The 23,070-nt window shown below is 60.8% G+C and carries 20 protein-coding genes; 9 read left to right on the forward strand and 11 right to left on the reverse strand.

Annotation, left to right across the window (positions count from 1 at the left end; genetic code table 11):
• The first annotated feature begins 58 nt into the window (after positions 1–58).
• Positions 59–1,240 (forward strand): NO-inducible flavohemoprotein, encoded by a 1,182-nt coding sequence (hmpA, locus tag ACA054_RS04585; RefSeq protein WP_497688372.1) that lies wholly within the window; start codon positions 59–61, stop codon positions 1,238–1,240.
• Positions 1,241–1,366: 126 nt separating this feature from the next.
• Here hmpA and ACA054_RS04590 read toward each other — a convergent pair whose 3' ends face one another.
• The 5 genes from ACA054_RS04590 to ACA054_RS04610 form a co-directional block, all read right to left on the reverse strand.
• A complete protein-coding gene (locus tag ACA054_RS04590) occupies positions 1,367–2,008 on the reverse strand; it encodes a helix-turn-helix transcriptional regulator (RefSeq protein ID WP_497688373.1) in 642 nt (213 codons plus the stop codon).
• 99 nt (positions 2,009–2,107) lie between these two features.
• Positions 2,108–3,235, reverse strand: coding sequence for an NAD(P)/FAD-dependent oxidoreductase (locus ACA054_RS04595; protein WP_497688374.1), 1,128 nt, complete (start codon positions 3,233–3,235; stop codon positions 2,108–2,110).
• A gap of 137 nt (positions 3,236–3,372) precedes the next feature.
• Positions 3,373–4,317, reverse strand: coding sequence for an ornithine cyclodeaminase family protein (locus ACA054_RS04600; RefSeq protein ID WP_497688375.1), 945 nt, complete (start codon positions 4,315–4,317; stop codon positions 3,373–3,375).
• Positions 4,318–4,440: 123 nt separating this feature from the next.
• Entirely contained in the window at positions 4,441–5,931 is a 1,491-nt protein-coding gene (rhlB, locus tag ACA054_RS04605) for an ATP-dependent RNA helicase RhlB (protein WP_497688376.1), read from the reverse strand.
• 98 nt (positions 5,932–6,029) lie between these two features.
• Positions 6,030–6,686, reverse strand: coding sequence for an alpha/beta hydrolase (locus ACA054_RS04610; protein ID WP_497688377.1), 657 nt, complete (start codon positions 6,684–6,686; stop codon positions 6,030–6,032).
• 467 nt (positions 6,687–7,153) lie between these two features.
• Here ACA054_RS04610 and ACA054_RS04615 point away from each other — a divergent pair, with 467 nt between their 5' ends.
• From ACA054_RS04615 to ACA054_RS04630, 4 genes are all read left to right on the forward strand, one after another.
• A complete protein-coding gene (locus ACA054_RS04615; protein WP_497688378.1) occupies positions 7,154–8,185 on the forward strand; it encodes an amino acid ABC transporter substrate-binding protein in 1,032 nt (343 codons plus the stop codon).
• Between the two features lie 65 nt (positions 8,186–8,250).
• A complete protein-coding gene (locus ACA054_RS04620; protein WP_497688379.1) occupies positions 8,251–9,432 on the forward strand; it encodes an amino acid ABC transporter permease in 1,182 nt (393 codons plus the stop codon).
• Positions 9,433–9,442: 10 nt separating this feature from the next.
• Positions 9,443–10,540, forward strand: coding sequence for an amino acid ABC transporter permease (locus ACA054_RS04625; RefSeq protein ID WP_497688380.1), 1,098 nt, complete (start codon positions 9,443–9,445; stop codon positions 10,538–10,540).
• Between the two features lie 28 nt (positions 10,541–10,568).
• Entirely contained in the window at positions 10,569–11,333 is a 765-nt protein-coding gene (locus ACA054_RS04630; protein WP_007905492.1) for an amino acid ABC transporter ATP-binding protein, read from the forward strand.
• Between the two features lie 964 nt (positions 11,334–12,297).
• On the opposite strand, the gene ACA054_RS04635 is transcribed toward ACA054_RS04630, so the two are convergent.
• Positions 12,298–13,266, reverse strand: a complete 969-nt coding sequence (locus ACA054_RS04635; RefSeq protein ID WP_497688381.1) for a LysR family transcriptional regulator — start codon at positions 13,264–13,266, stop codon at positions 12,298–12,300.
• A gap of 270 nt (positions 13,267–13,536) precedes the next feature.
• Between ACA054_RS04635 and ACA054_RS04640 the strand changes: the two genes are divergently transcribed.
• The 4 genes from ACA054_RS04640 to ACA054_RS04655 all read left to right on the forward strand — a co-directional run bounded on the left by ACA054_RS04640 (position 13,537) and on the right by ACA054_RS04655 (position 18,435).
• Positions 13,537–15,036, forward strand: a complete 1,500-nt coding sequence (locus ACA054_RS04640; protein ID WP_497688382.1) for an efflux transporter outer membrane subunit — start codon at positions 13,537–13,539, stop codon at positions 15,034–15,036.
• Positions 15,037–15,175: 139 nt separating this feature from the next.
• Positions 15,176–17,374 (forward strand): FUSC family protein, encoded by a 2,199-nt coding sequence (locus ACA054_RS04645; RefSeq protein ID WP_497688383.1) that lies wholly within the window; start codon positions 15,176–15,178, stop codon positions 17,372–17,374.
• Positions 17,364–17,564, forward strand: a complete 201-nt coding sequence (locus ACA054_RS04650) for a DUF1656 domain-containing protein (protein ID WP_008153498.1) — start codon at positions 17,364–17,366, stop codon at positions 17,562–17,564. The genes ACA054_RS04645 and ACA054_RS04650 overlap by 11 nt, the downstream gene beginning before the upstream one ends.
• A 10-nt stretch (positions 17,565–17,574) precedes the next feature.
• Positions 17,575–18,435 (forward strand): efflux RND transporter periplasmic adaptor subunit, encoded by an 861-nt coding sequence (locus tag ACA054_RS04655; RefSeq protein WP_497688384.1) that lies wholly within the window; start codon positions 17,575–17,577, stop codon positions 18,433–18,435.
• On the opposite strand, the gene ACA054_RS04660 is transcribed toward ACA054_RS04655, so the two are convergent.
• From ACA054_RS04660 to ACA054_RS04680, 5 genes are all read right to left on the reverse strand, one after another.
• Positions 18,398–19,183 (reverse strand): NHL repeat-containing protein, encoded by a 786-nt coding sequence (locus ACA054_RS04660; protein WP_497688385.1) that lies wholly within the window; start codon positions 19,181–19,183, stop codon positions 18,398–18,400. The two genes, ACA054_RS04655 and ACA054_RS04660, sit on opposite strands and share 38 nt — an antisense overlap.
• 213 nt (positions 19,184–19,396) lie before the next feature.
• Positions 19,397–19,792 carry a DUF4440 domain-containing protein gene (locus ACA054_RS04665; RefSeq protein WP_497688386.1) on the reverse strand — a complete coding sequence of 132 codons (396 nt, stop codon included), beginning with the start codon at positions 19,790–19,792 and terminating at the stop codon, positions 19,397–19,399.
• Between the two features lie 119 nt (positions 19,793–19,911).
• Positions 19,912–20,736: an SDR family oxidoreductase gene (locus ACA054_RS04670; RefSeq protein ID WP_497688387.1), complete on the reverse strand. Its 825-nt coding sequence runs from the start codon at positions 20,734–20,736 to the stop codon at positions 19,912–19,914.
• A 30-nt stretch (positions 20,737–20,766) separates the two neighbouring features.
• Positions 20,767–21,231, reverse strand: coding sequence for a multidrug transporter (locus ACA054_RS04675; RefSeq protein WP_497688388.1), 465 nt, complete (start codon positions 21,229–21,231; stop codon positions 20,767–20,769).
• A gap of 288 nt (positions 21,232–21,519) precedes the next feature.
• The gene (locus ACA054_RS04680) at positions 21,520–22,971 is read right to left on the reverse strand and encodes a mannose-1-phosphate guanylyltransferase/mannose-6-phosphate isomerase (protein WP_497688389.1); all 1,452 of its coding nucleotides are present in this window, start codon (positions 22,969–22,971) and stop codon (positions 21,520–21,522) included.
• Between the last annotated feature and the right edge of the window lie 99 nt (positions 22,972–23,070).

Here is a 23,070-nt window from a genome sequence, read left to right on the forward strand (position 1 = left end):
GGAAACTGATAAGCCTAAGGCAACTGTTAAGAAAATCCCGTTGCCCAGGAGTCACCCTATGCTTAGCGTTCAAGACCGTGCCATCGTCAAGTCCACTGTGCCATTGCTGGAAAGCGGTGGCGAAGCGCTGATCACTCACTTCTACCGAATGATGTTGTCCGAGTATCCGCAAGTCCGTCCGCTGTTCAACCAGGCTCACCAGGCCAGCGGAGACCAGCCGCGCGCCTTGGCTAACGGTGTATTGATGTACGCCCGCCACATCGACCAACTCGATCAGTTGGGTGACCTGGTGGCCAAGATCATCAACAAGCACGTGGCCCTGCAGATTCTGCCGGAACACTACCCGATTGTCGGCAGCTGCCTGCTGCGGGCCATTGCCGAAGTGCTGGGCGAAGAAATCGCCACCCCTGAAGTGATTGCGGCATGGGGGGCAGCTTACGGTCAACTGGCGGACATTCTGATCGGTGCCGAAACCAGCATCTACGACCAGAAAGAGCAGGCACCGGGCGGCTGGCGCGGGGCGCGGGAATTCATCGTGGTGGCCAAGGTCGAGGAAAGTGCGGAAATCACCTCCTTCTATTTCGAGCCGGCAGACAAGGGGCCGATTCTGGCAGCCGAGCCTGGCCAGTACATCGGCATGAAACTGATCCTCGATGGAGAAGAAATTCGTCGCAACTATTCGCTGTCGGCCTTGGCGAACAAGGGCCAGTACCGCATCAGCGTCAAGCGTGAAACCGGGGGTCGAGCCTCCAATCACTTGCACGATCAACTGCAGGTAGGGGCGAGCATCCAGCTGTTCCCGCCATCGGGCGAGTTCACCCTGAGCGCCAGCGACAAACCGCTGGTGCTGATCAGCGGCGGCGTCGGTATCACCCCGACCCTGGCCATGCTGGAAGCGGCGCTGGAAACCGAGCGGCCGGTGCACTTTATCCACTGCGCGCGCAATGGCAGCGTCCATGCGTTCCGCGACTGGATCGACGGGCTGGCCGAGCGTCACCCGCAACTCAAGCGTTTCTACTGCTATGCCGAAGATGACGGCGTCAGCCCGGCGGCGCACAAGGTCGGGATGTTGAGCCAGGAACAACTGGCCGCCTGGTTGCCCGAAGAGCGCGACCTGGATGCTTACTTCCTCGGGCCCAAAGGCTTCATGGTGGCGGTCAAGCGTCACCTCAAGGCGCTGGGCGTGCCAGAGAAGCAGAGTCGTTACGAGTTCTTCGGGCCGGCTTCGGCGCTGGAATAAACGCCGGACGCACACCCGTACCCGTAGGAGCCAGGCTTGCCGGCGAAGGCGATCTCATGGACGCCTTCGCCGGCAAGCCTGGCTCCTACAGGTACATAGGGTTCCCAACCAAATGCACGGTGTATCTCAGCCTTTGAGTTCCTTCAAATGCTTGTACACCGTCGCCCGCCCCATGTTCAGTACATTGGCAACATAATTCGATGAGCTCTTGCCTTTGAAGGCGCCCTCGGCGTGCAGGGCCAGCACCAGTTCACGTTTGTGATCGCGGGTCAGCAGGTTCAGGCTCAGCTGGCGTTCGCGCAGCCAGGCGTGGAGGAAGGTGTTGATCCGTTCCTGCCAGTCATCGCGGAACAGTGAATCGGGCTGCGGAATCAGCTTGGTCGGCGACAGGAACAAGTCCAGCGCGGCCTTGGCATTCTCGAACAGCGAAATATTCAGGTTGATGCACAGCACCGCCAGCGGGTGCCCCTCGCGATCGCGCAGCACGGTGCTGAGGCTGCGAATCTTCTGACCATCCCAATTGAGCTTTTCGTAGGGCCCGATGTTGCGTTCGCTGACATCGTCGCTGAGCATGTCTTCCAGCGCCGAATCGTCACCGATTTCCCGTTTCGACAGGTTGTTGGCGATGTAGTCGACTTTTTGCGTGCGCAAATCGTGCAGCACCACCTCGGCGTGGGGGAAAAACAACGTGGCGATGGCATCGGCAATCGCCCGGAAGTTATCCAGGGAAGTCTCGTTCAGGGTCGGGTCTTGTTCAGGTGCGTTCATACAGTGGGGCTCCGGACAGCTTCAGCGCCCCGTAAAACAGGACGCTGAAAGTGTGCCGCAATCGAGTCAGCGCGTCACCTGAGGACAACAGTCAAACAGTCAGCCCAGGCGGGCAGGGGACAGCATGCCGGCATTCAGGCCGAAATGGGTGAGGGGTTCGGGCAGGGGTTCACCGCGTACGAGCGCGGCACTGGCCTGGCCCATGGCCGGCGAGGTCTGGATGCCGTAGCCGCCTTGTGCCGCCACCCAGAACAACCCCGGCACCTGCGAATCGAAACCGGACAGCAAGTCGCCATCGCTGACGAAACTGCGCAGGCCGGCCCAGGTTCGGGTCGGGCGGCGTATGGTCAGGGTCGTGGCTTCCTCGATCTGGTAAATGCCCATGGCAATGTCCAGTTCTTCGGGCTGCACGTCGTGGGGTTCCACCGGGTCGGCGTTGGCCGGCGAGCCGAGGAACATCCCGGCGTCGGGTTTCATGTAGAAGGATTCGTCGAGGCTGACCAGCATCGGCCAATGGTGGATGTCCACGCCCTCGGGGCCGGCGAAGATGAAGGCCGCGCGGCGCTTGGGTTGCAGGCCCAGTGGTTGGGCACCGGCCATTTCGCCGATCTTGTCGGCCCAGGCACCGGCGGCGTTGATGATGACTGGCGCGCTGAAGGTTTGACCCTGGGTTTGTACCTGCCACAGACCTGCGGCATCACGTGTCAGGCTCAGGACTTCGCTGTCGGTATGGACTTCACCTTGATTGCGGCGGATACCGCGCAGGTAACCCTGATGCAGGGCATCGGTGTCAATGTCGCTGGCGGTCGGATCGTAGATCGCACCGTGGACTTTTTCCCGGCGCAGGATCGGCATGCGCACGCAGGCTTCTTCGGCGCTGAGTAACTGCATCTCCGGCACCGTGGCTTTCGCGCTCAGGTACTGGTTGTTCAGTTCGGCCGGGTCGCCGGTGAAGTCCACGGTCATCTCGCCGCGCGGGGTCAGCAGCGGGTGTTCGCAGAAGCCGCTTGGCGGGGCGTCGAAAAAGTCGCGGCTGGCCTGGGTCAATGCGCGCACCTGAGGGGTGCCATAGGCGGCGGTGTACAGGGCCGCGGAGCGACCGGTGGAGTGATAGGCCGGATGGGACTCGCGTTCGAGCACGATCACGCGTGCGTGCTGCGACAGCCAGAAACCGGTGGAAGCGCCGGCAATCCCGCCGCCGATGATGATGAAGTCTGCCTGGCTCATGAACGTCTCCTGTAGAACGCAAATGCCAAAGGTTCGATGATCACTGTAGGAGCCGGCTTGCTGGCGATGCAGGCACCGCGGTCTGTCAGGAAAACCGTGGTGATGCGATCGCCAGCAAGCCGGCTCCTACAGGGGGGTTAGCGCTGTAGTTGGTAAAGGGCATTTGCCAGCGCGATGTCTTCCAGGCCCAGCCCGATCGAGCGGAAGAACACATGGCGCTCATAGTCGGGGCGCTGCACCTTGCCACTGAGCAGGTCGGGCAGGTCGCCGACAATCGCATTTTTATCCCAGCCATGCTGCTCGCCGGCAATTAGCATCTCGCCGGCCGAGCCGGGGGTGGTCACACGGTAGTCGCAGAATACCTGCATGTCGTTGAGGCTCTGCGGCGGCACCTCGTGGGCGCGCGGCGCGTTGGTGCTGATGGAGGTGATCAGCGCCGGTTTGCCCAGGGTCGACGGATCGATCACCGGACCTGCGGACGAGGTGCAGAGCATGACGACATCCGCGTCGGTTATGGCGGCCTCGCGACTTTGCGCGATGGTCAGGCGCGGCTCGATACTTTTCAGCAGGCTCGCCGTTTCAGGGTCTTCGCTCAAGCTCGGCGAATACAGGCAAATGCTTTGCCAGTCGCGCAGGCCTTTCACGTAATGCAGGTGCGCCTGGGCCACTTTGCCGCTGCCGATGATTGCCAGGCGATTGGCTGTGAGTGGCGCGAGGGCGTCGACCGCCACGGCGGTAGTCGCAGCGGTGCGTGCCGTGGTCAGTTCGCCAGCATCACACAACAGCAGCGGCTGGCCGGTCTGCATCGACATCAACAGCGTCCATGCCGTCACCAGCGGCCCCTGTTCACGGACGATGTACGGCGATGTCTTGATCCCGTACACACCGTCTTCGGCCAACACACCCAGGTAATTGATGAAGTCGCCGGCACCCTGCGGAAACTCCACCAGCTGCTGCGCCGGCTGCACCGCTTGCCCGGCGGCCAGGTCGCGGAACAGTTTGCGCAGGATTTGCGGCACGTCGACCCGCATCAGCAGCTCGCGGGCCTGGGTTTGATTGATCACGTAAGGAGTGCTGGACATGGTCGGCTCCGAAACTGGAAGTAAACTAATTTGTCTATTATGGACTTTTAGTTATCGCTGGCAATCTCCGGGCGAAAAAAAAGCGCAGTCCGTTTCCGGCTGCGCTTGTCTTTTCAGCGTCGCTTAATGAGGACGCTTGCGCTCAACCGCCCGCAGTAGATGCGTCGGTGGTGTTTCACAGCTGATCTTGCGCCCCAGCTTTTCCTCGATGGCCGGTAGCTGGTAGGAGTCGTCTTCACCGGCAAAACTGATGGACACACCGTCGGCGCCGGCGCGACCGGTACGGCCGATGCGATGCACGTAGTCGTCCGGGACTTCCGGCAGGGTGAAGTTGATCACGTGGCTGATGCCGTCGATGTGGATGCCGCGTCCAGCCACGTCGGTGGCGACCAGCACGCGGATCTGGCCTTCGCGGAAACCTTCCAGGGTCTTGATGCGCTTGTGTTGCGGCACATCACCCGATAACTGCGCGGCGTTGACGCCATCGCGCACCAGGCGTTCTTCGATGCGCCGCACTTCATCCTTGCGGTTGGCGAAGACGATGACCCGCTCCCAGCCGTTGTCGTTGACCAGGTTGTAGAGCAGTTTGTACTTGTCGGCACCGGCCACCGCGTAGATGTGCTGCTCGACGTTTTCGCTGGCCACATTCTGCGACTCGATCTCGACGATTGCCGGGTCGGTGGTCCATTGCTTGGCCAGGTTCATCACGTCTTCGGTGAAGGTCGCCGAGAACAGCAGGGTTTGACGCTCGTTCTTCGGCGGGGTCTGGCGAATGATCTGGCGCACCTGCGGGATGAAGCCCATGTCGAGCATGCGGTCGGCTTCGTCCAGCACCATGACTTCGACCATGTCCAGGTGCACGTCGCCGCGCTGGTTGAAGTCCAGCAGGCGGCCCGGGGTGGCCACGAGGATGTCGCAGTGACGGGCCTCGAGGTGCTTGAGCTGCTTGTCGAAGTCCATGCCGCCCACGAACGTCATGACGTTCAGGCCGGTGTACTTGGTCAGGTCGGCCGCGTCCTTGGCGATCTGCACCACCAGCTCGCGAGTCGGGGCGATGATCAGTGCGCGCGGCTCACCCATGTAGCGCTCTTTCGGCGGCGGGGTCTGCAGCAGTTGGGTGATGATCGAGATCAGGAATGCCGCGGTCTTGCCGGTACCGGTCTGCGCGCGGCCGATGGCGTCTTTGCCGGCGAGGGTGAAGCCCAGCACCTGGGCCTGGATCGGCGTGCAGTACGGGAAGCCCAGGTCCTGGATGGCGTGCATCAGTTCGGGGGCGAGTTTGAAGTCGTGGAAACGGGTCTTGCCTTCCTGGGGTTCGACGACGAAGTCTTCGAGTTTCCAGGGAATCACCGGCGCCTTGGGCTTGGGTTCGCGGCGCGGTTTGGCGGGTTTCGGCGTTTCGCTGCGCGGTTGCTCGGCGGCGGTTTGCGCAACTGGCTCGGCGGCCGCTGCACTCTTTGGCTCGTGTTTCGGTGCCGCTACGGGGGCGGTCCGGCCAGGCTGATTACCGTCGGTACGGTGGCTGGCGGGGTGAGACGGAGCGCTGGAGACTGGCGCGAGTTGCTCAGTCTCGCTTTTACCGAACATTTTCTTGAGTGCTTTGAGCACGGTCATCTCATCAATTGATTAAGGAATGTACGCCGGCCAGTGTAATGCAAGAATCGGGCGCGGCGTAGAGGGATGGATCAAAGGGCGTTTTTAAACGTCGCTGTTTAGCGCAGGCGCTCGGCGAGCCAGCCGCCGATGTCGCGAATCTCCTCGGGTAACACTTCATGGCCCATTGGGTATTCCTGCCATGTCACGGTGACACCGCGCTGCTTCAAATGCTCGTAGGCGGTCCGGCCCATCGAGTTCTGCACCACGTCGTCGTACTGACCATGCAACGACAGCACCGGAATGCGCTGCTGGCTGGCGGACAGTTCCAGGTCATCGCTGAAGGTCGGTGCATAAGTAGAGAGGGCAAGTACGCCACCCAACGGGCCCTGCCATTTCAGAAACGCAGTGTGTAGAACCACGGCGCCGCCTTGGGAAAAACCTGCGAGGAAAATTCGCGAGGCGTCTATTCCGATGGCTCGCTGCACGTCGATCAAATTAACGATCCGCTGTGAGGACTCTTCCAGCTGTTCACGGTTGATCGCGCGCGCCGGGCTCATGGCCAAAATGTCGTACCAGCTCGGCATCTCGTAGCCACCATTGATAGTGACAGCGCAGGTCGGTGCCTGAGGGAAAACGAAGCGCGTGGTCAGCAAGGTTTCCTGCAGCGCTTCCGCCACCGGCAGGAAGTCGTAACGGTCGGCGCCAAGGCCGTGGAGCCAGATGACGCAGGCATCTGCGGGCTTGATGGGTTCAAGAATCAAGGGCTCGGTCATGGTTGCTCCAATTTTGTGCGGGCGCTCTCATTGAGTGCGAGGTCCGAGGGCGCCTCTGGTTGATCAGTTACGAAGATGTCGCAAGGTTACAAGTTTTGCTATTGACCTGTCGCTTAACCGCTTTAGCAGCCGGTGTGGTACGGGCTTTGCTATGGGGAAGCGGTGCAACGCATCTCGCGCCTGGCGGTAACACTATCAGTGTACGACTGGCCGTGGGATAGCAAAAAATCCGGTAATGGATGTTCGCCAGTGGCCGCTACGGGCTTCGCGAACGTGAAAGGGCTACAGCCCGTTCGGCCGATTGGTGAGAAGTGAGTTGTCCTTTATGTGGATTTTCTCCTACTAGACTCATGGCTACGGTCCTACGTCGGTTGACCCTAAAAAAAGCCAACACGGGTCACCAACGCCTCAAAAGGGTGCGACTGGACTCACGCTCCGACACAACAAGAGCAAAACTGGAGGTTTGAATGAAGATGTTGAAATCCACCCTGGCAGTCGTGACTGCAGCCGCGGTACTCGGCGTCAGTGGGTTCGCTCAGGCGGGCGCGACCCTGGATGCAGTGCAGAAAAAAGGTTTCGTACAGTGCGGCGTCAGCGATGGCCTGCCTGGCTTCTCGGTTCCGGATTCCACCGGCAAGATCGTCGGCATCGACGCTGACTACTGCCGTGCCGTGGCCGCTGCCGTGTTCGGCGACGCGACCAAGGTCAAGTTCAGTCAGTTGAACGCCAAGGAGCGCTTCACCGCGCTGCAGTCGGGCGAAATCGACATCCTGTCGCGCAACACCACCATGACCAGCTCCCGTGACGCGGGCATGGGTCTGAAATTCCCTGGCTTCATCACTTACTACGACGGCATCGGCTTCCTGGTCAACAACAAGCTGGGCGTCAAGAGCGCCAAAGAGCTGGATGGCGCGACCATCTGCATCCAGGCCGGTACCACCACCGAACTGAACGTTTCCGACTACTTCCGCGGCAACGGTCTGAAATACACCCCGATCACTTTCGACACCTCCGACGAGAGCGCCAAGTCGCTGGAATCCGGTCGTTGCGACGTGCTGACCTCCGACAAGTCCCAACTGTTCGCCCAGCGCAGCAAGCTGGCCTCGCCGAAGGACTACGTGGTTCTGCCGGAAACCATTTCCAAGGAGCCACTGGGCCCGGTCGTGCGTAACGGCGACGACGAGTGGCTGGCTATCGTGCGCTGGGTTGGCTACGCCATGCTCAACGCTGAAGAAGCAGGCATCACCTCGAAGAACGTCGAAGCCGAAGCCAAGGGCACCAAGAACCCGGACGTCGCTCGTCTGCTGGGCACCGACGGTGAATACGGCAAAGACCTGAAAGTGAAGAAAGACTGGGTCGTGCAGGTCGTCAAGCAAGTCGGTAACTACGGCGAAGTGTTCGAGAAAAATCTCGGCAAAGGCACTCCGCTGGAAATCGACCGCGGGCTGAACGCCTTGTGGAACGCTGGCGGCATTCAATACGCACCACCAGTGCGCTGATGGTTCTATCACCCGGTGGGCCAACCACCGGGTGATGTTCTGTTCCATTATTTGCGGGGCACTTCATGCAAAATTCAATCGGCGCACCAAAGCAGAGGCTCAGCCTCAGCGATCCACGAGTGCGTGCGTGGGTATTCCAGATCATCACCATTATCGGGGTGGTCTCGCTAGGCTGGTATCTGTTCGATAACACACAGACCAACCTGCAACACCGGGGCATTACCTCCGGTTTCGACTTTCTGGAGCGCAGTGCCGGGTTCGGCATCGCTCAGCACCTGATCGACTACACCGAAGCGGACAGCTATGCCCGGGTGTTTGTCATCGGCCTGCTCAACACCTTGCTGGTGACCTTCATCGGCGTGATTTTGGCGACGATACTCGGCTTCATCGTCGGTGTGGCACGGCTGTCGAAGAACTGGATCATCGCCAAAGTGGCGACGGTTTATGTGGAGGTCTTCCGTAACATTCCGCCGCTGCTGCAGATCCTGTTCTGGTACTTCGCGGTGTTCCTGACCATGCCGGGGCCGCGCAACAGCCACAACTTCGGCGACACCTTCTTCGTCAGCAGCCGCGGCCTGAACATGCCGGCCGCGTTGATGGCCGACGGTTTCTGGGCGTTCGTGGTGAGCGTCGTGGTGGCCATCGTCGCCATCGTGTTGATGAACCGCTGGGCGACCAAACGCTTCGAAGCAACCGGCGTTCCGTTCCACAAGTTCTGGGTCGGCCTGGCCTTGTTCCTGGTGATCCCGGCCCTGTGCGCACTGATTTTCGGCGCGCCTGTGCACTGGGAAATGCCGCAGCTCAAGGGCTTCAACTTTGTCGGCGGCTGGGTACTGATCCCGGAACTGCTGGCCTTGACCCTGGCGCTGACGGTGTACACCGCGGCGTTCATCGCCGAGATCGTGCGTTCGGGCATCAAGTCGGTCAGCCACGGCCAGACCGAAGCAGCCCACTCGCTCGGCCTGCGCAATGGTCCGACCCTGCGCAAGGTGATCATCCCGCAAGCCCTGCGCGTGATTATTCCACCTCTGACCAGCCAATACCTGAACCTGGCGAAGAACTCCTCGCTGGCGGCCGGTATCGGTTATCCGGAGATGGTGTCGCTGTTCGCAGGAACGGTGCTGAACCAGACCGGCCAGGCGATCGAGGTGATTGCGATCACCATGAGCGTGTACCTGGCGATCAGTATCAGCATTTCCTTGCTGATGAACTGGTACAACAAGCGCATTGCGCTGATCGAGCGGTAAGGAAAAGCGCATGAGCACTCATACTTTCAAACCCGACATGCCACCGCCGGCCAAGGTCTTCGGCCCGATGGCGTGGATGCGCGCGAACATGTTCTCCAGCTGGCTCAACACCCTGCTGACCCTGTTTGCGTTCTACCTCATCTACCTGGTGGTGCCACCGATCCTGCAGTGGGCGATTCTCGATGCCAACTGGGTCGGCACCTCCCAGGCCGACTGCACCAAGGAGGGCGCCTGCTGGGTGTTCATCCAGCAGCGCTTCGGCCAGTTCATGTACGGCTACTACCCGCCGGAACTGCGCTGGCGCGTGGACCTGACCGTGTGGCTGGCGGTCATCGGCGTGGCACCGTTGTTCATCTCGCGCTTTCACCATAAAGCCGTGTATGGCCTGAGCTTCCTGGTGCTGTACCCGATCATTGCCTGGTGCCTGCTGCACGGCGGCGTCTTCGGCCTGACCCAGGTGGCGACCAGCCAATGGGGCGGCCTGATGCTGACCCTGGTGATCGCCACCGTCGGTATCGCCGGTGCATTGCCGCTGGGTATTGTCCTGGCATTGGGGCGTCGTTCGAACATGCCGGCGATTCGTGTGGTCTGCGTGACCTTCATCGAGTTCTGGCGCGGCGTGCCGTTGATTACGGTGCTGTTCATGTCCTCGGTGATGCTGCCGTTGTTCCTGCCTGAAGGCATGAACTTCGACAAGCTGCTGCGGGCGCTGATCGGCGTGATCCTGTTCCAGTCGGCCTACGTGGCTGAAGTGGTGCGCGGCGGTCTGCAAGCGATCCCTAAAGGTCAGTACGAAGCCGCAGCAGCAATGGGCCTCGGTTACTGGCGCAGCATGGGCCTGGTGATTCTGCCGCAAGCCTTGAAGATGGTGATCCCCGGCATCGTCAACACCTTCATTGCGCTGTTCAAGGACACGAGCCTGGTGATCATCATCGGCCTGTTTGACCTGCTCAACAGCGTCAAGCAAGCCGCCGCCGACCCGAAATGGCTGGGCATGGCCACTGAAGGCTATGTGTTCGCGGCCCTGGTGTTCTGGATTTTCTGTTTTGGTATGTCCCGCTACTCCATGCATTTGGAACGTAAGCTGGACACAGGCCACAAGCGCTAAAGCAGTACCTAATTTAGGAAGTTTTGTCATGAGCGAAGCAATCAAAAAGCCTGTGAGCCCTGAAGGCATTATTCAGATGCAGGGCGTGAACAAGTGGTACGGCCAGTTTCACGTGTTGAAAGACATCAACCTGAACGTCAAGCAGGGCGAACGTATCGTCCTGTGCGGCCCGTCGGGTTCCGGCAAATCCACCACTATCCGTTGCCTCAACCGCCTGGAAGAACACCAGCAGGGCCGCATCGTGGTCGATGGCGTGGAGCTGACCAACGACCTCAAGCAGATCGAAGCGATCCGCCGCGAAGTCGGCATGGTGTTCCAGCACTTCAACCTGTTCCCGCACCTGACCATCTTGCAGAACTGCACCCTGGCGCCGATGTGGGTGCGCAAGATGCCCAAGCGCAAGGCCGAGGAAATCGCCATGCACTACCTGGAACGCGTACGCATTCCGGAGCAGGCGCATAAATACCCGGGGCAACTGTCCGGCGGTCAGCAACAGCGTGTGGCGATTGCCCGTGCGCTGTGCATGAAGCCGAAAATCATGTTGTTCGACGAACCGACTTCGGCACTCGACCCCGAGATGGTGAAAGAGGTACTGGACACCATGATCGGCTTGGCTGAAGACGGCATGACCATGCTCTGCGTGACCCACGAAATGGGCTTTGCCCGCACCGTGGCCAATCGCGTGATCTTCATGGACAAGGGTGAAATCGTCGAACAGGCTGCGCCGAACGACTTCTTCGACAACCCGCAGAACGAGCGCACCAAGTTGTTCCTGAGCCAGATCCTGCATTGATCGAAGCCAGGCAATAAAAAACCCGGACCTGGTCCGTGATGCTGTTCACTTAAGCAAGGGGATGTATTTAAGAACCTGGATTGGGGGGATATCCATTGCTGCGGTAACGGCCACTTATGGTTTCGCCCTTACGGCGAGTCCCTTTTTCAAACGCCAAAAAGGAACCAAAAGGCTTTGCCCCACCACTCGGTGCCTCGCTAGGGCTCGGCATGCCCTCACTCCGGCATTGCTCCGTGGGTCGCCGCGATGGGCCATCCCTGGCCCAGCGCGGCTAAACCGGCGTCCTGCCGGTTTACCCACTGCGCAATGCCTGCGTTCGGCCATCGTGGTTTAACGGGGCCTCCAAAATCTAAAGCCAAAGCGAGGCGGCCTGACAGCCGACCTGACTTTTGCGGATACCCCCCCTGTGATGTGATCGTTCCCACGCTCTGCGTGGGAATGCCGCCAGGGACGCTCCGCGTTCCGCTGACGACGCATGACCTGAGCCATGCGCAATGGTGACGCGGAGCGTCACAGGATGCATTCCTTTGCTGCGCGTGGGAACGATCAGGTCAAGTGCGCGCATCCACAGCCAGGTCGGCTTTAAGGCCGCCTCGCTTTTGCTTTGGCTTTTGATTTTCTTGCCACATCGAGAGGCTGAGTGGAGGTTCTGCGCAGTGGGTAAACCGGCATGGATGCCGGTTTAGCCGCGCTGGGCCAAGGATGGCCCATCGCGGCGGGCCCTGTAGGAGCGAGCATGCTCGCGATGGTCGTCAACGATGACGCTGGGCACCTGACACCCCTCGGTGCTCTCAGGTTCATCGCGAGCATGCTCGCTCCTACAGGCTCTTCCAAGTGACCCGCTGTAAGAGCGGAACCATAGGTGGCCGTTACCGCAGCAATGGATATACACCCAAGTCAAATGCCCCCCAACCTAAAGTGAACAGCATTACGGACCTGGTCCGGGTTTTTTATTGCCTGTCGATCAGGTCGCCATTCGCGCCCCGGCGAGACTGCCGCTCAATTCATACGCCGCCAATTCCGCCTGATGCGCCGCCAACAACTCCGGCAGGGACCCACGCAGGTACTCCACCCAGGTCTTGATCTTCGCATCCAGGTACTGCCGCGACGGATAGATCGCGTACAGGTTCAGTTCCTGCGAGCGGTACTTGGGCATCACCCGCACCAGCGTGCCGTCACGTAAGCCGTCGATGGCAGCGTACAGCGGCAGTACACCGACGCCCATGCCGCTGGTGATCGCGGTTTTCATCGCGTCGGCCGAGTTCACCAGGAACGGCGAACTGTTGATGGTGACCATTTCCTGGCCGTCGGGACCATCGAAGGCCCACTTTTCCAGGGGGATGACCGGGCTCACCAGGCGCAGGCAGGCGTGGTTCAGCAGGTCGCTGGGTTTTTGCGCGCAGCCGTTGGCTTTGACGTAGGCCGGCGACGCGCAAACGATGCTGTAGGTAATCCCCAGACGTTGGGAAACGAAACCGGAGTCCGGCAGTTCGCTGGCGAGCACGATGGACACGTCGTAGCCCTCGTCCAGCAGGTCCGGCACGCGGTTGGCCATGGTCAGGTCGAAGGTCACGTCCGGGTGGGTCTTGCGATAGCGGGCGATGGCGTCGATCACGAAGTGCTGGCCGATGCCGGTCATGGTGTGCACCTTGAGCTGCCCGGCCGGGCGCGCGTGGGCGTCGCTGGCCTCGGCTTCGGCTTCTTCGACGTACGTCAGGATCTGCTCGCAGCGCAGCAAGTAGCGCTTGCCGGCTTCGGTCAGGGCGATGCGTCGAGTCGTTCGGTTGAGCAGACGGGTTTGCAGGTGGGCTTCCAAGTTGGAGACCGCGCGCGATACGTTGGCCGTGGTGGTGTCCAGTTGCACGGCGGCGGCGGTGAAGCTGCCGGCCTCGGCCACGTAACTGAAGGCGCGCATGTTTTGCAATGTGTCCATGGGGTGCTCTCGGGTTCGATGGCAAATTGTGACACGAAGTTTCAGGGGCTGAGACCCCTACAAAGGGATTATCGCGTTAACGGTAACAAAGATTCACAGGAATCCCAGCTTATCGCTATCAAAGCTCACCCCTAGAATTACGCCGGTCCCTTGTAGGAGCGAAGCTTGCTCGCGAAGAACGATAACGCGGTGTACCTGTGAAACCGCGGCGCGCCTTTCGCGGGCAAGCCTCGCTCCTACATATTCCCCTCACCTCAGGAATTTTCAGCAGTGCCGCGTCGCATCAGCAGAGCGCTTCAGCCGCTCAGTGTTTTGGCTTTAACCCTGGCAATCAGCGGCTGCATCGGAACCGCAGGTATTGCCCCGCAGGGCAAGGCGCTGGAGGCCAATTCACTGGCCACCGACGACGCCATCCAGAGCGCGGCCCAGGATGCGCACTGGCCCACCGCCCAATGGTGGCAGGCCTATAACGACCCGCAACTCAACCACTGGATCGACCTCGCCGTGCAAGGCAGCCCGAGCATGACCATGGCGGCCGCGCGGGTGCGTCAGGCCAAATCCATGGCCGGTGTTGCCGAGTCGGCCGAGTCGCTGCAGATCAACGGCGAGTCCACCCTCAAGCGCCACAACTGGCCGACCGATCAGTTTTACGGCCCCGGTGAGCTGGCCAACAGCACCACCTGGGACAACAACGCGGCACTGGGTTTCAGCTACGCCCTCGATCTGTGGGGGCGTGAAAGCAATGCCACCGAGCGCGCCGTGGACATGGCCCACATGACGGTCGCCGAAGCGCGTCAGGCGCAGCTCGAATTGCAGAACAATATCGTGCGCGTCTACATCGAACTCTCGTTGCACTACGCGCAACGGGACATCGTCGAAGCGACATTGAAGCAGCAAGAGCAAATCCTCGACCTGGCGCAGAAGCGTTTGAACGGCGGCATCGGTACCCATTTCGAAGTCAGCCAGGCCCAAACGCCACTGCCGGAAACCCACCGTCAGCTCGACGCGCTGGACGAAGAAATCGCCCTGAGTCGAAATCAACTGGCTGCGCTGGCAGGCAAAGGGCCAGGGGAGGGCGCGCAGTTGCAGCGGCCGACACTGTCGCTGGGCGCCGCACTGAAACTGCCGTCGACGCTTCCGGCGCAATTGCTCGGCCAACGCCCGGACGTGGTTGCCAGTCGCTGGCAAGTGGCAGCGCAGGCGCGGGGCATCGAGGTGGCGCATGCCGGTTTCTACCCGAATGTCGATCTGGTCGGCAGCCTGGGCTACATGGCTACCGGCGGCGGAGCCCTGGAGTTCTTGACCGGCAAGAAGCTCAATTACAGCGTCGGCCCGGCCATTTCTCTGCCGATCTTCGACGGCGGGCGTTTGCGCTCGGAGCTGGGTGAAGCCTCGGCCGGTTATGACATCGCCGTGGCCAGGTACAACCAGACGTTGGTGAACGCACTGAAAAACATCTCCGATCAGTTGATCCGCCGCGAGTCCATGGACAAGCAGCAGGCCTTCGCCGCCGAGTCCGTGGCCACCGCGCAGAAGACCTACGACATCGCGATGATCGCTTATCAGCGCGGACTCACCGATTACCTGAATGTGCTCAATGCCCAGACGCTGTTGTTCAAGCAGCAGCAAGTGCAGCAGCAGGTTCAGGCTGCACGCCTCAGTGCCCATGCAGAACTGGTGACGGCCCTGGGCGGTGGGCTTGGTGCGGGAAACGATGTGCCCAAGGAAAGCCAGACAGCCGCACCGAAAACCCCGAGCCTTCTGCGTTGAACACAAATCCTGTGGGAGCGAGCTTGCTCGCGATGAGGGAGTGTCAGTCGACATCAATGTTGAATGTCAGATCGCAATCGCGAGCAAGCTCGCTCCCACAGGTCCCGAGTCTGGACTTAATTTCTTTGAGCAGGATCTGATGACGCCCTTGCCCGCACCCTTGCGCTGGCTGCACTCCCTTGAATGGCGCCGAGGCTTCTTCGACTGGGCACGCAGCGACGGCGTCACCTGGGTCTACATTTTCAAGGTGTTGTTCGCGGCTTTCCTGACCCTGTGGCTGGCCATGCGTCTGGAACTGCCGCAGCCGCGCACGGCGATGATCACCGTGTTCATCGTCATGCAACCGCAAAGCGGCCAGGTGTTCGCCAAGAGTTTCTATCGCTTTCTTGGTACCTTGACGGGCTCGGCGGTGATGGTGGCGTTGATCGCCCTGTTTGCGCAGAACACCGAACTGTTCCTCGGCTCGCTGGCGATCTGGGTGGGTATCTGCTCGGCCGGCGCGGCGCGTTGCCGCAACTTCCGCGCCTACGGTTTTGTGTTGGCCGGCTACACCGCCGCGATGGTCGGGTTGCCAGCGCTGGCCCATCCGGATGGCGCGTTCATGGCGGCGGTCTGGCGGGTGCTGGAAATCTCCCTGGGGATTCTCTGCGCGACCCTGGTCAGCGCCGCGATCCTGCCGCAAACCGCCAGTGCCGCGATGCGCAATGCTCTGTATCAGCGCTTCGGGGTATTCGCCTTGTTCGTCACCGACGGCTTGCGCGGTCGCAGTCAGCGCGAGGCCTTCGAGGCCGGTAACGTGCGCTTCATTGCCGAAGCGGTGGGCCTGGAAGGGCTGCGCAGTGTCACGGTGTTCGAAGACCCGCACATGCGTCGGCGCAACGGCCGGCTCAGTCGCTTGAACAGCGAGTTCATGGGCATCACCACGCGTTTCAACGCTTTGCACCAGTTGCTCGAACGCCTGCGCAGCAGTGACACCGATCACGCCGTGGCGGCCATCAAGCCAGGTTTGCAAGACCTCGCCGAATTGCTCGACGGCTTTAGCGGCCGCGCGCTGACCAGTGCCGATGCGGCGCGCCTGGTCACGGCGCTGACGACCTACAAGGCCGGTTTGCCGGCGCGGGTGCGCAGCCTGCGGGCAATCTTCCTGGAGAGCGGACCGAGCGACGCCGAGCTGCTGGATTTCCACACCGCGTACGAATTGCTCTATCGCTTTGTCGACGACTTGCACAGTTATGCACAGACCCACGCATCGCTGGCCGATCACAGTCATGAGCGCGAACGCTGGGACGAACCGTTCACCCCGCAAACCAACTGGCTGGTGTCGGCGGCCTCGGGGATTCGCGCCGCGTTCATTCTGGTGGTGCTGGGCAGCTATTGGGTGGCGACGGCGTGGCCGAGCGGGGCGACCATGACGTTGATCGCCGCCGCCACCGTGGGCTTGTCCGCCGCCACGCCGAACCCGAAACGCATGGCGTTCCAGATGGCCTGCGGGACGTTTATCGGGGCGCTGATCGGCTTCGTCGAAATGTTTTTCATCTTCCCGTGGATCGACGGTTTCCCGTTGCTGTGCGTGATGCTCGCGCCCGTGATCGTGCTCGGTTCATTCCTGAGCTCGCGGCCGCAGTACGCCGGTGTCGGCCTCGGGCTTCTGATCTTCTTCAGCACCGGGTCGGTGCCGGACAACCTCACCGTGTACAACCCGTACACCTTCATCAACGACTACATCGCCATGGTCATCGGCATGCTGGTGTGCGCGGCGGCCGGGGCGATCATTCTGCCGCCGAACAGTCGCTGGCTGTGGCGGCGCCTGGAGCAGGACCTGCGTGGCCAGGTGGTGTACGCCATCAACGGCAAACTCAAGGGCCTGGCGTCGAGTTTCGAAAGCCGCACCCGCGACCTGGTGCATCAGGCCTACGGCTTTGCGGCGGGGCAACCACAAGTGCAGCGGAATCTGCTGCGCTGGATGTTCGTGGTATTGGAAGTCGGGCACGCGATCATCGAGTTGCGCAAGGAACAGGCGATCCTGCCGGTGCACCCTGCTTATGCCGAATCCCAGCCGTGGCGCCAGTCCATCCGGGTGATGGGGCGTTCGCTGCTGCGGCTGTTTCTACAACCTGGCCAGAGCAATCTGGAGCGCGCCCTGATTGCCGTCGACCACGCCATCAGCCGCGTACAAGCCACCGACGAACCTTTCGCCCCGCACTTCGATACCTCGGCGCTGCGCCGGGTCAAGAGCTACCTGCACTTCATCCGCACCTCGCTGCTGGATCCGCAATCACCGCTCACCGCCTACGCCTACGCCAATACCAAGCCCCAAGGACTCGAACATGCCTCGTGAAATCGCCTTCCACGGCGTGTACATGCCGACCATGACCCTGATGTTTTTCATTGCGGCGGCGTTGGCCTGGGCACTGGACCGCTTCCTGTCCGGGTTCGACCTGTACCGCTTCTTCTGGCACCCGGCGCTGCTGCGCCTGAGTCTGTTTACCTGTCTGTTCGGCGCCCTGGCGCTGACTGTCTACCACTGAGAATGCCCTGATGAAAAAGCTTTTCAGCCTGCTTGCGACCCTGCTGGTGCTGGCCCTGGCGATATGGATCGGCCGCACACTCTGGGTGCATTACATGGAAACCCCGTGGACCCGCGATGGCCGGGTGCGCGCCGACATCATCAACGTCGCCGCCGACGTCACCGGCGATGTGGTGGACGTACCGGTGCGCGACAACCAATTGGTGAAGAGGGGCGATCTGTTGATGCGCATCGACCCCGAGCACTACCGTCTCGCGGTCAAGCAGGCGCAGTCCCTGGTAGCTTCGCGCAAGGCAACGTGGGAGATGCGCAAGGTCAACGCCCATCGCCGCGCCGACCTGGACAACCTGGTGATCTCCCGGGAAAACCGCGACGACGCCAGCAACATCGCCGACTCGGCCCTGGCCGACTACCAGCACGCCCAGGCCCAACTGGAAGCCGCCGAGCTCAACCTCAAGCGCACTGAAGTCCGTGCAGCCGTCGACGGTTACGTGACCAACCTGAATGTGCATCGCGGCGATTACGCGCGCATCGGCGAAGCGAAGATGGCCGTGGTCGACATAAACTCGTTTTGGGTCTACGGCTTCTTCGAAGAAACCAAACTGCCTCACGTGCGCGTCGGCGACAAGGCCGACATGCAACTGATGAGCGGCGAAGTGCTCAAGGGCCATGTGGAAAGCATCTCGCGCGGCATCTACGACCGCGACAACCCGGAAAGTCGCGAGTTGATTGCCGATGTGAATCCGACGTTTAACTGGGTGCGCCTGGCGCAACGGGTGCCGGTGCGGATTCACATCGATGAAGTGCCGGAGGGGGTGCTGTTGGCGGCGGGGATTACGTGCACGGTGGTGGTGAAACAGCGCTCCGAATAGCCGGCGTCGTCAGGCTGCCGCGATCATCGATGTCAATCGAGAACTCCCGTTGTCGGGACTGACCCGCACCTCCGGCAACCTGAAACTTATTGCTGTCTTGTTGCGCAATCGCGTAGAACCCGGTGTCTGCATTGGGGCGGCCGATCAGGAGGAATCCGCCAATACCAAACTTCGAGTTGAGTGTGCCGTCGGGATTGAGCATCACCAGAAGCCCCTGCTTCAGCTCTCCCTGCGGCTGCGCATGGCCGGCGACCAGGATTCGGCCGTTATCCAGGATATGACAATTGTTTAGAGACGTGGAGGCCGCTGCATCCGGCAGTTTCATTTCAACCCGCCCCCCATTGCCGAACGTTTTTACCGGGAAACCCAGGGCATCAAATTTGAGAAGCGTCGCTGTTTCGACTCCGCACGTGCCTGTTGAGTAGTTGGCTCCAGCGATAATGCTTCCACCGGCAAGGGTTTTAATCACAGTCGCCCCGCCAATGCAGGGCGCGCGATCGCTCGTGTTTCTGACGATTACTCGTCCATTGTCACCGAAGTTTTTGTCCCAGGCGCCATGACTGGCGATGCACTGAATCTCCAGGGGGGGAACCCGGTAGTCAGGTGATCTTGACCAGCCAACCCGAAAGATCCGGCCGTCGACCCCGGCAATGCCTGGCGGGGCGAATTGACCTCGGCTCGACCCCGGGGCTTCATCGCGGTTTCCCGTTGTGTAGGCGCAAGTATTGGGTAGGAGCTGGGAAGTCATGTCGACTCCCTCCTGCATCATGCTTCAGTTGCCGGGAAGTAAACTGATCGCAGGTTGCTAACGTAGTCGGGTCCCAGACCCGTCCTCAAATACCTACCTGTTTTCAGCGACTCAACTTTGAGCTGAGATGATGGAGGTCGTCTACTGTCAACTCTGACAGTAGACAGGGGCTAAATATTGGGTGTCGTGGCTGCGGTCCGACGCGAGTCGGTCTTACTCCTTGCAAAACGTCTCATGCAAATGCCGCCAGAAAATTTTCCCATCCTCCTTCTCGAACACCACGGTAGAGCGGCGATCCGAGTGCTGTCCCGTCGCATCGGTCTGTTGCTCGCGATAGCTGACGGTCGCACCGCCGTCATGCAACGCGATGCCACGCAACTCGCTGAGTTCGATCCTGAACCCGAGTTTCTTGCCGCCCGCCATCAGGAACAACTCGTTCAACGCCGCAAAATCCAACACCCGTCCTAACGGCGAGACCATGGAAAATTGCGCTGAAAAACGCGTCAGCAACTGGTCGAGTTCGGACGCGTCGCGTTCCTCGGCCAGCCATTGTTCGATGGCCACGTGGGCCTGGATTACTTCTTCAAAGTATTCGGTGAAGTCGGTCATGTTATTTCCTGAAAATTCTGCAGCGACTGTTCTGACGTCTTCGCGAGCAGGCTCGCTCCCACAGGGGAATGCATTTCAACTGTGGGAGCGAGCCTGCTCGCGAAAGTGTCGACTCGGTCTCAAAGTTGCCCACGCAAGCCGAAGCGCTTCATCAACCCCGATTCCAGCAAGCCCTTGGGCAACAACCCCGCCAACAACGGCAACGCCCGGCTGCCATTGCCCAAACGAACCAGACGCGGCGGTTTACGCTGCTGCACAGCCTTGAGCAATCCGGCAGCAAATTCACTGGCCGGCGTCGGATTGTCCTGGGAGGCCTTGGCCCGTGCCCGAATGTCTTCGCGCAGCGGGAACCAGGGCGATTGCTCGCTGATCAATTGCTCCGCCTCATGCCCGGCATTCTTGGCGAAGCTGGAGGCGATGGCACCGGGCTGGACTTCCATGACCCGCACCCCAAACGGCGCCAGCTCCATGCGCAAGGCATCGCTCAAGGCATGCACCGCGGCTTTCGACGCGCAATAGGCACCGGCGAACGGCGTTACCAGCACACCGGAGACGCTGCCGATGTTCACCACGATCCCTTTGGCCCGACGCAACACCGGAAATAACGCCCGAGTCACGCCAACGATGGCGAACACGTTGGTTTCAAACTGTCGTTGCATCGCCTGCACCCCGCCATCGAGCAACGGGCCCATGGCGCCGTAGCCGGCGTTGTTGATCAGCACATCGAGGCCGCCATGCTGCCGGTTGATCCGTTCGCTCAACTGTTCGAGTGCCTGGCCATCGTTGACGTCCAGTTGCACGGCGGTAAACCCGGCGGTGGTCAGCGCTGTAACATCTTCAGCCTTGCGGGCACTGGCCCAGACTTCATAGCCGGCAGCCTTGAACGCATCGGCGAGGGCGCGGCCGATGCCGCTGGAACAACCGGTAATCAACGCAACGGGCATGGCGCGGTCCTTGTGCAAAATGGGAATAGGTCAGTCGGAGAAACTACCGTGCAAACGCTCGGCGCGAAACTCCAGGGTTTCCGGTCGATAACCGGGACGTAGCGGCGGCAGCGGCAGGCAGTCTTCCCAACTACCACCGGCCTGCAATTCCCCTGGGCCGCGATAGCGTGGGGCGGTGTATTGATTGTCGGCGAGATTGACCGTGTCGCCCGGCGCATAAGCCGCGACACGCCAGCGTAATTCGGTCAGCGGTACATCGTTGCCGTTGTTCATGGTCAGTTGCAGCGGTCGGTCTGCCGGGCAGTGTTGCGGTGCGTAGCTGATGCGCAACTCCAGGCGCTCCAGTTGCTTGAGCTCGCGGTGATCCATCCAGATCACCCAGGTAGCGACGATGCCCAGGCCCACGGCAGCCGCCATGGACACCGGCAAGGCCTTGGTCGGATAGCGCAGCAACAGGATCAGCCAGGTGATGACCAGCAGGACGCCGATGAACATGACGCGCAAACCTCGGGAATGGAGAGGACCATCCTACCTAAGCGCGGGTGGGGTTGGCGATGGTCTTGATTTGGCGCTGGATGTGCCGGCCTCATCGCGAGCAAGCTCGCTCCCACAGTAAACCGAAGTTGAACACAAAGTCTGCGACCAATCCAAAACCCTGTGGGAGCGAGCTTGCTCGCGATGAGGCCAGACTGGGAAACAAAAAACTCGGACAAAAAAGCCCCCGCCCAGCCCGCTGCGGATAGGGAACGCAGCGGACTGGACAGGGGCTTTTTATTCGATCGCTTACTGCGCGATGGTTTTCACCGACACGCCACGCTCAATCGGGGTCGAGCGCCCGTAGATATCTTCAAAGCGCTCGATATCGTCTTCGCCCAAATAGCTGCCCGATTGTACTTCGATGATTTCGAGTGGAATCTTGCCCGGATTGCGCAGACGGTGAACCGAGGCAATCGGAATGTAAGTCGACTGGTTTTCAGTCAGCAGGAACACATTCTCATCGCAGGTCACTTCAGCCGTACCGCTGACGACGATCCAGTGCTCGGCACGGTGGTGGTGCATCTGCAGCGACAGGCACGCGCCCGGTTTGACCGAGATGTGCTTGACCTGGAAGCGTCCGCCCATGTCCACCGAGTCGTAGGAGCCCCACGGACGATAGACTTCGCAGTGGTTCTGGGTTTCGCTGCGGCCCTGTTCGTTGAGGGTGTTGACCATCTGTTTCACGCCTTGGACCTTGTCCTTGTGGGCGATCATCATGGCGTCCTTGGTTTCGACCACGACGATGTTTTCCAGGCCGATTACCGACACCAGCTTGCCGTTGCCGTGGATCATGCAGTTTTTGCTGTCCTGGATCACCACGTCGCCTTTGGTGACGTTGCCGTTGGCATCTTTTGCGTTCACTTCCCACAACGACGACCAGCAGCCGACATCGCTCCAGCCCGCAGTCAGCGGCACGACACAGGCGCGCTGGGTTTTTTCCATGACCGAATAGTCGATGGAGTTGTCCGGGCAGCAGGCGAAAGTGGCTTCGTCGATGCTAACGGTGTCGGCGTCTTGAGCGCTGCGCTCCAGGGTCAACAGGCAGGTGTCGTAGATGTCCGGATCGTGCTTCTTCAGCTCTTCGAGGAAGCGGCTGGCGCGGAACAGGAACATGCCGCTGTTCCAGAAGTAACCGCCGGACTGGACATACTCGGTGGCGCGTTTGACATCCGGTTTTTCGACAAAGTGGGAAACGCGGCTGACGCCTTCGGGCAGCAGCGAATCGTTGGTCGACTTGATGTAGCCGTAACCGGTTTCCGGTTTGGTGGCCGGTACGCCAAACAGCACCATTTCACCGTTTTCGGCGGCGACGGTGGCCAGGGCCAGGGCGCGTTGCAGGGCTTTCTGGTCTTCCAGCACGTGGTCGGCCGGCAGTACCAGCATCAGCTCGTCACGGCCTTCGTTGACCAGCATCATCGCGGTCAGCGCTACGGCCGGCGCGGTGTTGCGGCCGAACGGTTCCATCAGGATGCGTTGGGTTTCCAGTTTGCGCGCGGCCAACTGCTCGTTGACGATGAAGCGGTGGTCCTTGTTGCAGACCACGATCGGCGTGTCCATGCCTGCGAACACCAGGCGCTCCAGGGTTTGTTGGAACAGCGTGTGTTCGCCAGTCAGGGCCAGGAACTGTTTAGGGAACTGCTTACGGGAAAGCGGCCAAAGACGTGAGCCGCTACCACCTGACAAGATCACCGGAATCATGTTGTTACTCCTTGAAAATCGTTTGGTTAGAGCTACGAACGCTGTGTCGTTTCACTCTTGTTCTTGTTCCGTGTCCGAACTGCCAACCCGACCCTCCTG

Source organism: Pseudomonas sp. LBUM1653 (assembly GCF_059716115.1).

What these genes read in the sequence shown, in the direction of transcription:
- ACA054_RS04590 (WP_497688373.1), bottom strand. Translation starts at nt 2,008, where the DNA reads ATGAACGCACCTGAACAAGACCCGACCCTGAACGAGACTTCCCTGGAT.
- ACA054_RS04650 (WP_008153498.1), top strand. Translation starts at nt 17,364, where the DNA reads ATGCCTCGTGAAATCGCCTTCCACGGCGTGTACATGCCGACCATGACC.
- ACA054_RS04595 (WP_497688374.1), bottom strand. Translation starts at nt 3,235, where the DNA reads ATGAGCCAGGCAGACTTCATCATCATCGGCGGCGGGATTGCCGGCGCT.
- rhlB (WP_497688376.1), bottom strand. Translation starts at nt 5,931, where the DNA reads ATGACCGTGCTCAAAGCACTCAAGAAAATGTTCGGTAAAAGCGAGACT.
- ACA054_RS04645 (WP_497688383.1), top strand. Translation starts at nt 15,176, where the DNA reads ATGACGCCCTTGCCCGCACCCTTGCGCTGGCTGCACTCCCTTGAATGG.
- ACA054_RS04680 (WP_497688389.1), bottom strand. Translation starts at nt 22,971, where the DNA reads ATGATTCCGGTGATCTTGTCAGGTGGTAGCGGCTCACGTCTTTGGCCG.
- ACA054_RS04660 (WP_497688385.1), bottom strand. Translation starts at nt 19,183, where the DNA reads ATGACTTCCCAGCTCCTACCCAATACTTGCGCCTACACAACGGGAAAC.
- ACA054_RS04610 (WP_497688377.1), bottom strand. Translation starts at nt 6,686, where the DNA reads ATGACCGAGCCCTTGATTCTTGAACCCATCAAGCCCGCAGATGCCTGC.
- ACA054_RS04675 (WP_497688388.1), bottom strand. Translation starts at nt 21,231, where the DNA reads ATGTTCATCGGCGTCCTGCTGGTCATCACCTGGCTGATCCTGTTGCTG.
- ACA054_RS04665 (WP_497688386.1), bottom strand. Translation starts at nt 19,792, where the DNA reads ATGACCGACTTCACCGAATACTTTGAAGAAGTAATCCAGGCCCACGTG.
- ACA054_RS04670 (WP_497688387.1), bottom strand. Translation starts at nt 20,736, where the DNA reads ATGCCCGTTGCGTTGATTACCGGTTGTTCCAGCGGCATCGGCCGCGCC.
- ACA054_RS04630 (WP_007905492.1), top strand. Translation starts at nt 10,569, where the DNA reads ATGAGCGAAGCAATCAAAAAGCCTGTGAGCCCTGAAGGCATTATTCAG.
- ACA054_RS04615 (WP_497688378.1), top strand. Translation starts at nt 7,154, where the DNA reads ATGAAGATGTTGAAATCCACCCTGGCAGTCGTGACTGCAGCCGCGGTA.
- hmpA (WP_497688372.1), top strand. Translation starts at nt 59, where the DNA reads ATGCTTAGCGTTCAAGACCGTGCCATCGTCAAGTCCACTGTGCCATTG.
- ACA054_RS04655 (WP_497688384.1), top strand. Translation starts at nt 17,575, where the DNA reads ATGAAAAAGCTTTTCAGCCTGCTTGCGACCCTGCTGGTGCTGGCCCTG.
- ACA054_RS04600 (WP_497688375.1), bottom strand. Translation starts at nt 4,317, where the DNA reads ATGTCCAGCACTCCTTACGTGATCAATCAAACCCAGGCCCGCGAGCTG.
- ACA054_RS04620 (WP_497688379.1), top strand. Translation starts at nt 8,251, where the DNA reads ATGCAAAATTCAATCGGCGCACCAAAGCAGAGGCTCAGCCTCAGCGAT.
- ACA054_RS04625 (WP_497688380.1), top strand. Translation starts at nt 9,443, where the DNA reads ATGAGCACTCATACTTTCAAACCCGACATGCCACCGCCGGCCAAGGTC.
- ACA054_RS04635 (WP_497688381.1), bottom strand. Translation starts at nt 13,266, where the DNA reads ATGGACACATTGCAAAACATGCGCGCCTTCAGTTACGTGGCCGAGGCC.